Annotated in this window: 12 protein-coding genes; 6 read left to right on the top strand and 6 right to left on the bottom strand. The window is 64.2% G+C overall.

The features are described 5' to 3' along the window. Positions 1–186: 186 nt before the first annotated feature. Positions 187–1,710 (bottom strand): flagellin, encoded by a 1,524-nt coding sequence (locus I6F38_RS35765; protein ID WP_225163746.1) that lies wholly within the window; start codon positions 1,708–1,710, stop codon positions 187–189. A gap of 551 nt (positions 1,711–2,261) precedes the next feature. On the opposite strand from I6F38_RS35765, the gene I6F38_RS35760 reads away from it, so the two are divergent. The 3 genes from I6F38_RS35760 (at position 2,262) to I6F38_RS35750 (ending at position 4,286) form a co-directional block, all read left to right on the top strand. Next, positions 2,262–2,972, top strand: coding sequence for a Crp/Fnr family transcriptional regulator (locus I6F38_RS35760; RefSeq protein ID WP_225163745.1), 711 nt, complete (start codon positions 2,262–2,264; stop codon positions 2,970–2,972). Positions 2,973–3,162: 190 nt separating this feature from the next. Next, positions 3,163–3,882 (top strand): Crp/Fnr family transcriptional regulator, encoded by a 720-nt coding sequence (locus tag I6F38_RS35755; protein ID WP_225163744.1) that lies wholly within the window; start codon positions 3,163–3,165, stop codon positions 3,880–3,882. 155 nt (positions 3,883–4,037) lie between these two features. Further along, a complete protein-coding gene (locus I6F38_RS35750) occupies positions 4,038–4,286 on the top strand; it encodes a hypothetical protein (RefSeq protein ID WP_225163743.1) in 249 nt (82 codons plus the stop codon). Positions 4,287–4,418: 132 nt separating this feature from the next. Here the strand turns inward: I6F38_RS35750 and I6F38_RS35745 are convergent, their stop codons facing one another. Then, positions 4,419–5,021: a helix-turn-helix transcriptional regulator gene (locus I6F38_RS35745; protein WP_225163742.1), complete on the bottom strand. Its 603-nt coding sequence runs from the start codon at positions 5,019–5,021 to the stop codon at positions 4,419–4,421. A 567-nt stretch (positions 5,022–5,588) separates the two neighbouring features. On the opposite strand from I6F38_RS35745, the gene I6F38_RS35740 reads away from it, so the two are divergent. Next, entirely contained in the window at positions 5,589–6,020 is a 432-nt protein-coding gene (locus I6F38_RS35740; RefSeq protein ID WP_225163748.1) for a hypothetical protein, read from the top strand. A 97-nt stretch (positions 6,021–6,117) separates the two neighbouring features. On the opposite strand, the gene I6F38_RS35735 is transcribed toward I6F38_RS35740, so the two are convergent. Then, the gene (locus tag I6F38_RS35735; RefSeq protein WP_225163741.1) at positions 6,118–6,300 is read right to left on the bottom strand and encodes a hypothetical protein; all 183 of its coding nucleotides are present in this window, start codon (positions 6,298–6,300) and stop codon (positions 6,118–6,120) included. Positions 6,301–6,397: 97 nt separating this feature from the next. After that, the gene (locus I6F38_RS35730) at positions 6,398–7,399 is read right to left on the bottom strand and encodes a glycoside hydrolase family 3 N-terminal domain-containing protein (RefSeq protein ID WP_225163740.1); all 1,002 of its coding nucleotides are present in this window, start codon (positions 7,397–7,399) and stop codon (positions 6,398–6,400) included. A 186-nt stretch (positions 7,400–7,585) separates the two neighbouring features. On the opposite strand from I6F38_RS35730, the gene I6F38_RS35725 reads away from it, so the two are divergent. Next, complete coding sequence (locus I6F38_RS35725; RefSeq protein WP_225163739.1) at positions 7,586–9,631, top strand: acetoacetate--CoA ligase; 2,046 nt, start codon at positions 7,586–7,588, stop codon at positions 9,629–9,631. Between the two features lie 38 nt (positions 9,632–9,669). Beyond that, a complete protein-coding gene (locus I6F38_RS35720) occupies positions 9,670–10,803 on the top strand; it encodes a threonine synthase (protein WP_225163738.1) in 1,134 nt (377 codons plus the stop codon). A 27-nt stretch (positions 10,804–10,830) separates the two neighbouring features. Here the strand turns inward: I6F38_RS35720 and I6F38_RS35715 are convergent, their stop codons facing one another. Both I6F38_RS35715 and I6F38_RS35710 read right to left on the bottom strand, forming a co-directional pair. Beyond that, positions 10,831–12,024, bottom strand: a complete 1,194-nt coding sequence (locus I6F38_RS35715; protein WP_225163737.1) for a serine hydrolase domain-containing protein — start codon at positions 12,022–12,024, stop codon at positions 10,831–10,833. Positions 12,025–12,155: 131 nt separating this feature from the next. Next, a complete protein-coding gene (locus I6F38_RS35710) occupies positions 12,156–13,796 on the bottom strand; it encodes an NAD(P)/FAD-dependent oxidoreductase (protein ID WP_225163736.1) in 1,641 nt (546 codons plus the stop codon). Positions 13,797–13,803: the final 7 nt, after the last annotated feature.

Raw genomic sequence — 13,803 nt, 5'->3', positions numbered from 1 at the left:
GCTTTGCTCCACGCTTTCTTCAGACCCCACCTCGCGATGATGCCCTTGCGCTTCGCTAACCCTTCGCCGCCATCAGGCTGGGTAGAGGACTTCCACCTCCAAGCTGTCGTTCATACTCGGCACACAAGCAAAAGGCGGCGGAGTTTCCTCCGCCGCCCCGATAGTCGATGTCTGTTGCGGCTACGCTTAGCGGAGCAGCTGCAGCACGCTCTGCTGCGACTGGTTGGCCAGCGCCAGCGCGGACACCGCGATCGACTGGCGGGTCGACAGCGCCTGGCTGTTGGCCGCTTCCTCGTTGGTGTCGGCCAGCGTCAGGTTGGACGAACCGGTCTGCAGCACGTTGATCAGGTTCTTCGAGAAGTCCTGGCGGATCTGCACGATCGACAGGTTCGAACCGAGGGTCGAAGCCTGGGTGCGCAGCAGGCCGCTCGCGTTGTTCAGCGTCTTCAGCGTGGCGTTGGCCGAAGCGTTGTCCACGAAGTCCGTGCCGGCGGTCAGCTTGGTGAGGTTGAGGCCGGTGGCGTCGAAGGTCACGCCCTGGATCTTCAGCGTCGAGGAGCCCGTCTCATTGAAGGTCAGCTTGAGCTGATCGCCGTTGAGCAGGTTGATGCCGTTGTACGACGCGTCCTGGGCGGTCGTGGTGATCTGATCCAGGATGTTGTTGTACTGGTTGACCAGGTTGGCGCGGTTCGCCAGCGCAGTCGGGTCCTGCACCGGAGCGCTGCCCGCGAGGCCGTTGAACAGCTTGCCGGCGCCGGCCGCCGTGCCGCCGATCGTGCCGATGGTCGCCGAAGCGGCATCGTTGGTGGTGCTGATGGTGAGCGCACCGGCCGCGCTGAGCGAGGCCTGCAGGTTGTTGGCCGCGAGTGCAGCGTTCAGGTCGTTGAGGGACTTCACCTTGCCGGCACCTGTGCCGAAGGTGATGTTGGTCGCGGTGCCGTTGCCGGTCGCGCCGATGGTCAGCGTGAGGGTGTCGAGCGGGCTCGCGCCGGCCGTGCCGTTTGCGGTCGCCGTCGCACCGGCCGGGAGGCCGAGCTGCGTCGCGTCGCCCGAGCTGAACGTACCGACGGTGAGCGAGTCCGCGGCGCCGGCGGTGTTGGTGCTGGTCAGGACCAGCTTGCCGGTGCCGTCGATCGAGGCGGCGACCTTAGCGCTGGCGCCGACCTGCGTGTTGATGGCGTCGCGAACCTGGGTGGCGGAATAGTTCGTGCCCGAGTTCAAGGTCACAGTCTGGCTGTTGATCTGGAACGTCAGGTTCGCGCCGGCCGCGGTGAGGTCGATGCCGGTATAGGCGGCGGTGCTGGTGAGGGTTGCGTTGGTCGGGGTCGCGGTGCCGAGCAGGTTGTCAGCGGTCGCGCCGGGGATCACAGCGGTCGTCACCGACGACTTCGCGGAATAGCCGACCGCGGCCTGCAGGGCCTGGTTGGCGACCGACTTGGCGCTGTCGACGAGCTTCTGCAGCGAGGTGATGCCGGTGTTGGCGGCCTGCAGCACCTGCACGCCGTTGCCGATGCCGTCCAGCAGGTTGTTGATGTCGCTGGCGCGGTTGTCGAGCGACTGCGCCGTGAAGAAGTTGGTCGGATTGTCGAGCGCAGTGTTGACCTTCTTGCCGGTGGACAAGCGGTTCTGCGTGGTGGCGAGCAGGTCAGCGGTCGACTGCAGCGAAAGCAGGTTTTGACGGACCGATGCCGAAAGAACGATGCCGGACATACTGGATACCCTTCTGGATGAACACGATTGACGCGACGCCGTAAATTTCGCACGGCGACCCACGACACACTGGTCCGTCCGCGCTACCCGTTCGTTAAAGGGCTGGTCCGTACAAATACCCAGGACGGCCTTGCCGGTGATTCGACGGGCGGCCGGCGCGATGGCTGGTCGCGGCAGCGCCGCGGTCGGCGCCGGACCGACGTCATGGCCGCGAATTTCCCGTGCATGTGCAGGACTTGTAGCATCCCGGCGCGGCGGGCCCGGCGCGTCGATAGCCGGCGTTACAAGTCACCACGATGCAAAGTCCGGCGAGGAACAGAGTTAATGGAAATCAATAAATGAGAGACAAAGTCGCGCTCGTATCTCGCGCCGCGCGAATCGACGTCGATCACCGGTGCCGGCGGCGGCCACGCCGTCTGCCCTCTAAAGGGTATAGTTTCGACACCACAACCCTTGTGCAATTGGACAGGCAAGCTATGTTCGCAGTCCTTCCACACGCCAAGAGTAGGTGATGCGAGACCGTAGTGCTCCCGCCCTCGGCAGGAGCAGCAATGTCCGCGGTATCGCGTCCGCCCAATCGTCTGTTGCAAGCACTTCCCCCCACGGAGTACGCGCAACTTCATCCCCTTCTGGAAACCGTCGACCTGACCAAGGAAACGGCGCTCGCCGATGCCGGCGCGCCGGTGCAGCGGGTTTATTTTCCGCATAGCGGCGTGGTCTCGATGATGATCAATCTGTCCGACGGGCAATCTGTCGAGATTGCAACCGTAGGTCGCGACGGCGTCGTGGGCGCGTCTGCCGCCCTGCACGAGCGGCCGCTGCTTGCCGACGCGATTGTCGTGGTGCCAGGCTCAGCCTCGATGATGCGGGCGGAGGATTTCCGCGAGGCAGCAGATCGCAGCGCGGATTTCCGGACCCTGGTTGCGCTCTATGAGCAGGCGCTGATGGCGCAGACGCAGCAATCCGTCGCCTGCAATGTTTCGCATCCGGTGGAGGCACGGCTGTCACGATGGCTGCTGCGCGCACGCGATTTGTGCGGCAGCGAGGCGTTGCCGCTCACCCAGGAGATGCTGGCGCAGATGATCGGTGTCCGTCGCAATGCGGTTTCGATTGTCGCGCATGGGTTTCAGCAGGCCGGTATCCTGCGTTACAGCCGCGGTCATATCGAGATCACCGATATCGACGGCCTGCGGAAGGCGGCGTGTGAATGCTATACGACGGTCAAGGCGCACGCCGAACAATTGATCGGGCCGGAAGACTGACCGGCGCGCCGCCCAGCCCCAACTGTGACCGCGCACACAACCCGAATGTGCGGCGATAGGCGCATTCCTATTGGAAGCAAGACATGTTTCCATTGGAACCTTGACGTGCCAGAATAGGTTGCATGAACGTCCAGCTGCACGCGCCAGCCTGGGCCCAGAGACAAGCTTTGCCGGCAGGCTGGAGGTTGCTTTGGAAACGGTTCCTCGATCACCCAACGGATTCCTGGCGTCGCTCTCGGCGAGCGATTTCGAATTGATTCGGCCGCATCTGCGGACGGTCGAGCTCGCGGCCGATTCGGTCCTGGTCGAGACCGACGAGATGCTCAAGCGGACCTACATGCCGCACAAGGGCGTGATCTCGCTGGTGGTCAAGCTGGCGAGAGGCGAGCGCGTGCAGGTCGCGATGGTCGGCCGCGACAGCATCTATGGCGCATTCGCCCCGCTCGTCGAAGGGCCTGTCCTCAACAACGCCACGGTGCTGGTGCCCGGCATCGCCTCGACCGTGGAACTCGAGCCGTTGCGCGCAGCTGCCGGCCAGAGCCCGACCCTTCGCGCGAGATTGATCCGGCACGGGCTCGCCGTCTATGCCCAGATCCAGCAAACCGCCGGCTGCAACGCCGCGCACACCGTGGAGTCACGGCTGGCGCGATGCCTGCTGCACACGCGCGATCTCTCCGGCAGCAACAAGATCGTCCTGACGCAGGAGGCGATGGCGCAGATGATCGGCGCGCGCCGCAACAGCGTGTCGCTGGTCGCGCATACCTTGCAACAGGCCAATTTCATCCACTACAGCCGCGGGCACATCGAGATCACCAACGCGGATGGGCTGATCAAGACCGCGTGCGAATGCTACGCCGCGGTCAAGGCGCAATATGCGGGACTGCTGAGTTGTCAGGAAGTCGGCCGTTAGCGCGTGTTGTTTTGCCGCGTCTTCTTCGCGCGAGCCGGCACCCGCTTCGCTCAAAAGCGCTCTGACCGCTGTGCAAGCCGTACTTCTACGGCGTGCGATTTTCATCGTCGGATAACGCTGTTTCCTCACATTCACGTGGACGCACGGGGGAGCCGATGTTCACGTACCAGACGACCGACCGGAAGGAAGCCCGGCGCTTCCGCATGGCCCAGTTCAACGGCCGGACCGCCACCGTACGGTCGGCCGGCGCGACCGTCACGGGACGTGTGCGCGCGATCGTCGAAAGCAAGTCCGGCGCGACGGCGGCGTGGGTGGTCACGATCGTTCCGGATGAACCGAAAACATCCGCGCCGGCCGCTCGGCTCGCGCCGCGCCTGTGCTTCGCCGCGGAAGACGATTTCTGAGAAGACGATTTCTGAGAACCTGGTTCTAACGAACCGAACACCGCTCAGAGCGTTCCGATGGAATCGGAACGCGGCCCTGGATTTCAGTTTTGACGCGTCTCCTTTACGCGAACCACTTCGCTTGAAATCGCTCTATGCGGAATGCAGCAAGGCCTTGCGGACGAGATCGGCGGTGTTGCGCGCGCCGAGCTTGCGCATCGCCTCGGCGCGATGGCTCTCGAACGTGCGCGGGCTGATGTTCATCCGCAGCGCGCCCTGCTTGTTGGAATAGCCGTCGCTGATCAGGCTGAGCACTTCACGCTCGCGCTTGGTCAACGGCTTGCGGCCGGCTTCCGGCGCGAACATGACATCCGGCGACCGGGAGCCTGCCGGCTTGTCGTCGCCCGGCGGCTTGAGATCGGTGGCCGGGACGGCATTGGGATAGAGGTCGGAAATCTGCTTCAGCATCGCGGACACGCGCTCGGTCTGCTCGAGCGCGTTCTCGATCACCTGCCGCAGATAGACGCCATTGCCGGGCGCGTGCGCGAATTGCTGACTGTGCTGTTTGAGCTCATTCATATAGAGCAGCAGCGCCGTCACCGGCCCATTGAACTGCCGGACGATCGCGGCACCGGCGTCCGCCTGCGGCCGCGGTACTGCGGGTCCCTGAGCCTCAAGCGGCTGCGGCTCGAGGGTCGCGGTTCCACCCGTCCATGCCGGAAGGCGCGCCTCGGCTCGGTTGTCATGTTGCGTCATAAGTATGGTTTACCAAAGGTGAACTTGTGGCCGCGTTAACGCGGGACTCCGTAGAACTACGGGTGACGCAACTGTGACCTCGGGCCCCGACCTGCCAAGCAGGCGCAGATTACCGCTGATTTGGCAACAAACCTCGCATATTTGAGTCGAATTACAGTATTCTTACGGGACGGGTAAGCGAGGTGGCCACCGGCGGGATGCGCGGCCCGGCATTGACCTTCAACGGTTCGACCAGCCGTTTCCGGCCCCTTGGTTCCGGATTGAAAAAAGCGACCCGGCATCGCCTCAAGGGCGCCGGAGCCGAAGGAATTTCTGCAGGAACCGCCCCGAAAGAACGAACCTGAACCACCAATATGCCATTCGCCGGGTCGTCATCGATCATCCCTCTGGGCATCGGGATGGCGTCGGCATACCGCACGCGGGCGCGCGCACCTATGAGACGGTTCACATAAGCCGGGCAGCATCGGGTGCGCATCGGGTAGGGATCGGATCAGGCGAATGTCAATTTACAGCCCCGACAGGCGTCGCGATGATCGCTGCCTCTCGATCAGCAACAAGGGCGCGGCCATGAAGCGAGGGTGGAACGGATCCTGGATTTCCTGGATGACGATTGCGGCGCTCGCCGCGGCACTGCTGCTTGGCGCAGGCGCGCAGGCCCAGACCGCGCCGACCAGCGATGCAACGCCGACGCCCGACAACGCCGTCATGCTCACCATCTTCTTCAAGCATGATCAGTCGCGACCGCTCGGTGAGCTCAATGCCCAGCTTGAGCGGCAGGGCTTCTACAAGGCGTTTCCGCCCGAGGGTGTCGAGGTCGTCAGCTGGTACGTGATGATGGGGATCGGCCAGGTGGTGACGCTGCGGTTGCCGGCATCGCGGCTGCGCGAGGTCAACCGCGTCATCGAGAACAGCGCCTGGGGCGCCTACCACACCGAGTTCTACCCGACCTACGACTACAAGGCGGTCGGGATCGGCAATCATGAAAAAGCAAAGAAGTAGCTGATCGCATCGAGACCGTTGCCGGGAGTCACGGCCGCGCGCCGGAGTTGCCGGTTTTAGCCGAAGACCGGGCTAGCGATTGGATCCGATCCACCGCCTATGCGTGGGCCCGCGAGCGCTGGCTCAATCGCTTTGCCAGTGTCCGCAAATCCTCGGCGCGCCCGCTGCAAAGCAGGCGGCTGAATTCGTCAGGATCGATGGAGGCAGGCGGAAAATCGGCTGGTTTGCGTGCGGCCCGACGTAGCCAGGTCAATCGGAAGAGACGCTTGAGCATCTTCATGGTTGTCAGCCCCGATGAGCGTCATTGTTAAATCGCGGCAATGAAATTTGGTTCCACACCTTTGTGGTCGCCCGACGCAAAATTTGGTTCAACGCCGTCAGGCGAACAGCGCCTTGCGCTCTTGCACACGCGCAATGGATCGCCGCACCGCAGCCTGATCGAGTGATCCATCCTGCACCGCACCCGCGACCGCCGCGGCGATGCCGGTCATCTCCTGCTCCTGGTCGAACAGATTGTTGCCGATGCAGATCATGTCCATGCCGGCGGCGATCGACTGCAGGCTGGCCGCGCTTGTGCCGAGCGCCTTCTGCAGCCCCTGCATCTGCATGTCGTCGGTGATCAGCAGCGTCTCGGGCAAGCGACGGCGAAGCCGGCCGAGCCCGGCCGATGACAATGTCATCGGATGCTGCGCGTCCCACTGCCGGACGATGGCGTGGCTGACCAGCACCGCATCGCCATAGGTGCGCGGCGCCAGCGCGTAGAACAGCTCCTCCTGCTCGGGACGCAGCGCATCGGAAATGTCCATGAACTCCAGGTGTGAATCGACGCTTGCACCGCCGATGCCCGGAAAATGCTTCAGGCAGAGGCCGACTCCCGCCTGCCGCGCCGCAGCGTCGACCAGCCGGGCATTGGCCTCGACCTCACCGATATCGGGCGAATAGGACCGCTTGATCCTGCCGATGTTGGGATTGTCGGGATTGTAGTCGACGTCGATGACAGGCGCGAAATTGTAGCGGATGCCGAGCCGGCGCAGCTCGCCGTAGCTTGCGGCCAGGACCGTCTGCTTGTCCGCGCGCGCGAGCAGATTGAACTCCTTCGCGCTCGGCAGCGGCTGAAAACCGCAGCTGTCCTTGAGCCGCCGCACCAGGCCGCCCTCCTGGTCGATGAAGACCAGCGGCCGCGACGGCAGCGCCGCGATCTCGGCGCAGAGCGACTGCACCTGCGCGGGCGAGGCGATGTTGTTGTCGTATTGCCGGGTCTGGCAGGAATAGTCGAACAGGATCACCCCGCCGAGTCCGAATTGCGCGGCAAATTCCTTCAGCCAAGGCGGAACGACCTTGCCGTAGAAGCCGAGGATGAAAAGTTCGCCGACGGACATGGCCGCTCACTTCACCGGATACACATGGAATCAGCCCCGCACCCAACGCAATAGCACGCTGCGGAGGCGGTAAGAATATGACGCAGCTTGCTGCTCGACTGCGTTCCCCGTGCTCGCATCACTATGTTAAGACACGCCGGCGGGCCTCGATCGCCTGCCACAACACAAGGACTTTCGGAAACGCCCATGACAGCAGCTCACGTCCCGCAAATGGCCCTTTACCGCCAATGGCTGCAGCAGACGCGCGGCCTTGAATTTGCGGATTTCGAGGCGATGCGGCGCTGGTCGGTGACCGATATCGACGGCTTCTGGCAGAGCGTCTGGGATTATTTCGACCTGCGCTCGCCGACGCCGCATTCGGCGGTGCTGGCCGAGCGCAAGATGCCGGGCGCGGTGTGGTTTCCCGGCGCTTCGGTGAACTACGCGCGCCAGGTCTTCCGCCATGTCGCGCCGGCGCATGCCGCGGGACTGCCGGCCCTGATCTCGAGCGGCGAGGACGGCAAGCTCTCGGAGACGAGCTGGCCCGAGCTGCAGCGCAAATCGGCAGCGCTGGCGCTGCATCTGAAGGCCAACGGCGTGCGCGCCGGCGACCGGGTCGCCGCCTACTTGCCGAACATTCCCGAGACGATCATCGCGTTCCTCGCGACCGCGAGCCTGGGCGCGGTCTGGAGCGTCTGCGCGCCCGACATGGCGGCGCCCGCGGTGATCGATCGCTTCAAGCAGATCGAGCCGAAGGTGCTGATCGCCTGCGACGCCGTGACCTATGCCGGCCGGAGCCACGACCGGCAAGGTGTGATCGAGGAATTGCGGCGCGCGCTGCCGACCGTGCAGCATGTCATCCTGCACAGCGACGCCGCGCCGTCCGAGACGCGATTGTCAGCGATCCTCGCGGGCCGGAGTGCGGAGATCGACGCCTTCGAGCCGGAATGGCTGCCGTTCGATCATCCGCTCTGGATCGTCTATTCCTCGGGCACCACCGGCTTGCCGAAGCCGATCCTGCACAGCCATGGCGGCATCATCGTGGTGGCGCTGCCGCTCTCGACGCTGCACAACGACGTCGGCTGCAGCTATCAGCCAAACTCGTTCGGCGAACGCTTCCACTGGTACTCCTCGACCGGCTGGATCATGTGGAATTGCCAGGCCAACGGCCTGCTCAACGGCACGACCTGCTGCATCTTCGACGGCAGTCCCGGCGGCACCAAGGACAAGCCGGACTGGACCACGCTGTGGCGCTTCGTCGCCGACGCCAAGGCGACCTTCTTCGGCGCCGGCGCGGCGTTCTTCGCCAATTGCACCAAGGCGGAGATCGATCTCGCTGCCGTCGGCGACCTCTCCGGCCTGCGCGCGCTCGGCTCGACCGGCTCGCCGCTCAGCGCCGACACCCAGGCCTGGTTCAACGAACGCTTCGCCGCGCTTGCGAAGCACAACGGCAACGCCGCGCAGGCCGACATGTGGTGGGCCAATATTTCCGGCGGCACCGACTTCGCCGGCGCCTTCATCGGCGGCAATCGCGAATTGCCGCAGACGCCGGGCATCATGCAATGCCGCCTGCTCGGCTGCGCGGTGGAAGCGTTCGACGAGCAGGGCCGCGCGGTGATCGACGAGGTCGGCGAGCTCGTCTGCACCGAGCCACTGCCCTCAATGCCGCTGCGCTTCTGGAACGATCCCGGCAACGCGCGCTATTTGTCGAGCTATTTCGAAACCTATCCCGACAATTTCGACGGGTCCGGCCGCGGCCCGGTGTGGCGGCATGGCGACTGGCTCAAGATCAACCCCGACGGCTCCTGCGTGATCTACGGCCGCAGCGACGCCACCATCAACCGCCATGGCTTGCGGATGGGCACCAGCGAGCTCTATTCCGCGATCGAGGCGCTGCCGGAGGTACTGGATTCGATGGTGGTTGACCTCGAATATCTCGGCCGCGACAGCTACATGCCGCTGTTCGTGGTGCTGCGCGAGGGCATTGCACTCGATGCCGCGATGAAGGCCAAGATCAACAAGGCGGTCGAGGCCGGGCTGTCGCGCCGCTTCCTGCCCAACGACATCTTCGTCGTGGCGGAGATTCCGCGCACGCTGTCCGGCAAAAAGCAGGAGCTGCCGGTCAAGAAGCTGCTGCTCGGCCACCCCGTCGAAAAGGTCATCAATCGCGATGCGATGGCCAATCCAGGATGCCTCGACTGGTATCTCGACTTTGCAAAGAGCTATCTGAGCAAGCAGGCCGGCGCGGCGTAACGGCCGCCGAATGCCACTCGCGTTTGGGATCTCACGACATGCCTTCACCCAACTACATCGACCCGCTCAACGGAAAGCTCTATCCGCTGGATATTCCGCGCTGGTGCTCCGACGAAGGCAAGCCGCTCCTGATAACGCCGTTGCCGGGCATCTCCCGCGACGACATCGATCGCACGACGCGGTCGCTGTGGCGCTATCGCGCGGCGCTGCCGGTCGAGATCAGGCGGCCGATCACGATGGGCGAAGGCTGCACGCCAGCCGTCGAGAAGGCGTGGGATGACCTGCGGCCGCATTTCAAGCTCGAATGGTTCAATCCGACCGCAAGCTTCAAGGATCGTGGCACCACCGTGATGCTGTCGTTCCTGCGCCAACTCGGCGTCGATGCGGTGCTGGAGGACTCTTCCGGCAATGGCGGCGCGTCGGTTTCGGCCTATGGCGCGGCCGGGGGCATGCGGGTCAGGATCCTCGCCCCGGCCACGACGTCGCCGATGAAGGTGGCGCAGATGCACGCCTTCGGCGCCGAGGTGCAGCTGGTCGAAGGCCCGCGCGAGGAATCCGAGGCGGAAGCGATCCGCCAGTCGAAGCAGATCTTCTACTCCAGCCACAACTGGCAGCCGTTCTTCCTGCAGGGCACCAAGTCGCTGGCCTACGAGATCTGGGAAGATCTCGGCTTCACCGCGCCCGACAATGTCATCATGCCGGTCGGCGCCGGCAGCAGCCTGCTCGGCTGCTATATCGGCTTCAAGGAACTGCTGGCGGCCGGGCAGATCGCGCGCCTGCCGCGCCTGTTCGCGGCGCAGCCGCTCAATTGCTCGCCGGTCGATGCCAGCTTCGCCGCCGGCGTCGACACGCCGGTCGATCGCGCGGTCCGCAAGACCATCGCCGAGGGCACCGCGATCAAGCATCCGCTGCGGCTGACGCAGATGATCGCGGCACTGAAGGAGAGCGGCGGCGGCACCGTCGCAATTCCCGAAGACGGCATCGTCGCCGCGTTGAAGCGGCTGGCGCAGACCGGTCTGTTCGTCGAGCCGACCTCGGCCTCGGCCGCCGCCGCGCTCGATGTCCTGAAGACGCGCGGCGCGATCCGGCCGGCGGAGCGCACCGTCGCCATCATCAGCGGCACCGGGATCAAGGCGGCGGGGCTGATCACGGAGCTGCTCGGAGCGGGCTAGCCCTTAGCGCGCTCCGATTGGCTGTCCCTATCCCGCCTTGCGCAGCCTCAGGGATTCGTAGAACGCGGTCTCGAAATTGATGTAGCCGATAAAGGATGTCGGATCGCCAAACGGCAGGATCTGCGTCGCCCAGTATCCGCCGAAACCGTTCTGCCGATCGATCCAGTAGAACAGATTGGCCAGCCCAGCCCAGCCGAGCGCGCCGGCGGGGCGGCCGGTCGGAGCCTGCTCCTCGTTGATCATGAAGCTCAGCGCCCAGGATTTCGACTGACCGGGGAAGAACTCGGCGTCGTTGGCGAGCGAGGTGATCACGCCGGTGATCGCGGTGACCTTGTTGTTGCCGAGATGGTTCTTCTCCGCCATCCGCACGGTCTCCGCCTTCAGGACCCGCCCATGCTCGCCGGCGCCGTCGTTCAGCCACATCCGGATGAAGCGCATGTAGTCGCCGATGGTGCCGTAAAGTCCGTGGCCACCCATGTGGATTTCGGGATTGGCCGGCAGCTCGAAATCCATCGGCGTGAGCGAGCCGTCGGCGTTGCGGGCGTGGATGCAGGCGAGCTTGCGACGCATCGCGTCGGTGAGCTCGAACGTTGTGTCCATGATCCCGAGCGGTTCGAAGATCCGCGTCTTGAAGACTTCCCCGAGCCGGCGGCCGGTGATGGCCTCGACGATCTGGCCGCACCAGTCCATGTTGGTGCCGTACTCCCAGCGCTCGCCCGGATCGAACAGCAGCGGCGTCATCAGCGAAGCCTTGGACGCCGTGATGACGCTGGGCTGCCCCTTCTCCTGCGCCAGCCGGTTATAGGTGTGATTGATGAAGTCGTAGCTCAGACCCGCGCTGTGGACCATCAGCATGCGGGTGGTGATGTCGCGCTTCGGCGGCCGCAGCCGCGGCTCGCCCTTGTCGTCGAAACCCTCTATCACCTGGAGCTTGCCGATGTCGGGCGCATAGGTTTTGGCCGGCGCGTCGAGATCGAGCTTGCCTTCCTCGACGAGTTGCAGGACGGCCGTCCCGGTGATCGCCTTGGTGGTCGAGAAGATGGCGAACACGCTATCGGCCGTCATATCGGCGGGCTGGTCGAGACGGCGCTTGCCGGCGGCACCTTCATAGATGTTGCGATGGCGGTCGGTCACCATCGCAACGACGCCGGGAACGCGCGGATTTGAAGTCACGACGCCGTCAAGGATTGCATCGGCGGCTGCACTGAAATTCGTGCTCATTGTCTTCCTCCAATATTCTTGTGATGTTGACCTGCGTAGCCCGGATGGAGCGAAGCGAAATCCGGGGTTGGTGCAGCTGGTGTCACTGGTCCCGGATTGCGCTTCGCTCCATCCGGGCTACGAAATCAGCCCTACTGCGTGGCGAAGCCGCGATAGCCGCTCGCGGCGACCTCGTCGCATTTCTGGCGATAGGTGCCGACACCGCCGCAATAGGACAGCACCCGGCGCGGCTTGCCCTCGACATTGGAGCCCAGGTACCAGGAGTTGGTCTTCGCGATCAGCGTCGCGTTGGCGGTCTCATCGTGATGCGCCACCCACTGATCCTCGGTATCCCTGGTCGGCTCGATGACGTTCAGGTTCTTGCCGCGCAAATATCTGATGCAATCGGCAATCCACTCGACCTGCTGCTGGAGGCAGGTGGTCATGTTGCAGAGTGCGGCCGAGGGCGCGAGCGGCACCGCCGTCGTGAACAGGTTCGGATAGCCATGGACCTGCAGGCCCATCGTGGTGCGGATGTCCCTGCCCCAATCGTCCTTCAGCGACCGCCCGTCGCGGCCGCGGATGTCGATGCGCGTCAACGCTCCCGTTCCGGCGTCGAAGCCGGTCGCCAGGATGATGACGTCGAACTCATGCACCGTGCCGTCGTCGGTCTGGATGCCCTCAGGCGTGATGCGGGCGATCGGATTGTTCTTGACGCTGACGATCTCGACATTGGGTCGGTGGAAAGCCTCGAGGAAATTGCTCTCCAGCGGCACCCGGTGCGTGCCAAAACCGTAATCGGCGGGAATCAGCTGTTCGCACAGCTTGGGGTCCTTGATCCGCTCCCGCATCTTCTCGCGCACGAATTCGGTGATCTCGGCGTTGACGGCTTCGTCGAAGAACAGTTCGGCGAAGGACGAGACCCACAGCTTCAGTGATCCGTCGTTCCAGCAGTCCTCGATCACCTGGCGGCGCTGCTGCGGCGTCAGGTCGGCCCAGGCGTGCTCGAAGTCGAATTCGAATCCGGTGAAAGTCTTCGGCAGCCGCTCGGTGAGGAACTTGAACTTCGACTTGTAGGCCTCGGCATCCGACGCACCCCATTTCGGGTTCTTCATCGGGATGATGTATTGCGGGGTGCGGATGAACACCTTGAGATGGCCGACCTCACCGGCGATCGACTGGATCACCTGGATTCCGGTCGCGCCGTTGCCGACCACACCGACGCGTTTGCCGGCGAGCTCGATCGGCCCCTTGGGCCAGCGCGCGGTGTGGAACAGCTTGCCCTTGAACGTCTCCTGTCCCGGGAAGGACACGTGCGGGGCCGAGAGCATGCCGCAGCAGGTGACGAGGAACTGGGTATCGATCACGTCGCCCTGGTCGGTCGCGACCTGCCAGCGTTGCGTCGCCTCATTGAAATGCGCGCTCTTCACCATGGTGCCGAACTGGATATCTTTCCTGAGGTCGAGGCGGTCGGCGACGTAGTTCAGCCAGCGCTCGATTTCCGGCTGGCCGGGGAATCGCTCGCTCCAGCTCCAGCCTTTGTAGAGCTCCTCGGAGAACAGGTACTGATAGGTGTGGCCTTCGGAATCGAAGCGTGCTCCGGGATAGCGGTTCCAGTACCAGGTGCCGCCGACACCAGACCCGGCGTCGATCGCCTTCACACTCAATCCCTGCTCACGCAGGCGGAACAATTGATAGAGACCGGCGACGCCGGCGCCGACGACCACGGCGTCGAGCTTGGTGGTTGCATGCGCACCATTGCTTCCATTCGACCTTGTGACGGTCTCGGTCATGATTTCC

The organism is Bradyrhizobium sp. BRP56 (genome assembly GCF_020194035.1).
GTDB classification, from domain to species: domain Bacteria; phylum Pseudomonadota; class Alphaproteobacteria; order Rhizobiales; family Xanthobacteraceae; genus Bradyrhizobium; species Bradyrhizobium australafricanum.
The sequence above is the reverse complement of the archived record's forward strand: the minus strand, read 5'-3'. Positions and strand labels throughout refer to the sequence as shown.

What these genes read in the sequence shown, in the direction of transcription:
- I6F38_RS35735 (WP_225163741.1), bottom strand. Translation starts at nt 6,300, where the DNA reads ATGAAGATGCTCAAGCGTCTCTTCCGATTGACCTGGCTACGTCGGGCC.
- I6F38_RS35725 (WP_225163739.1), top strand. Translation starts at nt 7,586, where the DNA reads ATGACAGCAGCTCACGTCCCGCAAATGGCCCTTTACCGCCAATGGCTG.
- I6F38_RS35765 (WP_225163746.1), bottom strand. Translation starts at nt 1,710, where the DNA reads ATGTCCGGCATCGTTCTTTCGGCATCGGTCCGTCAAAACCTGCTTTCG.
- I6F38_RS35745 (WP_225163742.1), bottom strand. Translation starts at nt 5,021, where the DNA reads ATGACGCAACATGACAACCGAGCCGAGGCGCGCCTTCCGGCATGGACG.
- I6F38_RS35730 (WP_225163740.1), bottom strand. Translation starts at nt 7,399, where the DNA reads ATGTCCGTCGGCGAACTTTTCATCCTCGGCTTCTACGGCAAGGTCGTT.
- I6F38_RS35720 (WP_225163738.1), top strand. Translation starts at nt 9,670, where the DNA reads ATGCCTTCACCCAACTACATCGACCCGCTCAACGGAAAGCTCTATCCG.
- I6F38_RS35760 (WP_225163745.1), top strand. Translation starts at nt 2,262, where the DNA reads ATGTCCGCGGTATCGCGTCCGCCCAATCGTCTGTTGCAAGCACTTCCC.
- I6F38_RS35740 (WP_225163748.1), top strand. Translation starts at nt 5,589, where the DNA reads ATGAAGCGAGGGTGGAACGGATCCTGGATTTCCTGGATGACGATTGCG.
- I6F38_RS35750 (WP_225163743.1), top strand. Translation starts at nt 4,038, where the DNA reads ATGTTCACGTACCAGACGACCGACCGGAAGGAAGCCCGGCGCTTCCGC.
- I6F38_RS35715 (WP_225163737.1), bottom strand. Translation starts at nt 12,024, where the DNA reads ATGAGCACGAATTTCAGTGCAGCCGCCGATGCAATCCTTGACGGCGTC.
- I6F38_RS35710 (WP_225163736.1), bottom strand. Translation starts at nt 13,796, where the DNA reads ATGACCGAGACCGTCACAAGGTCGAATGGAAGCAATGGTGCGCATGCA.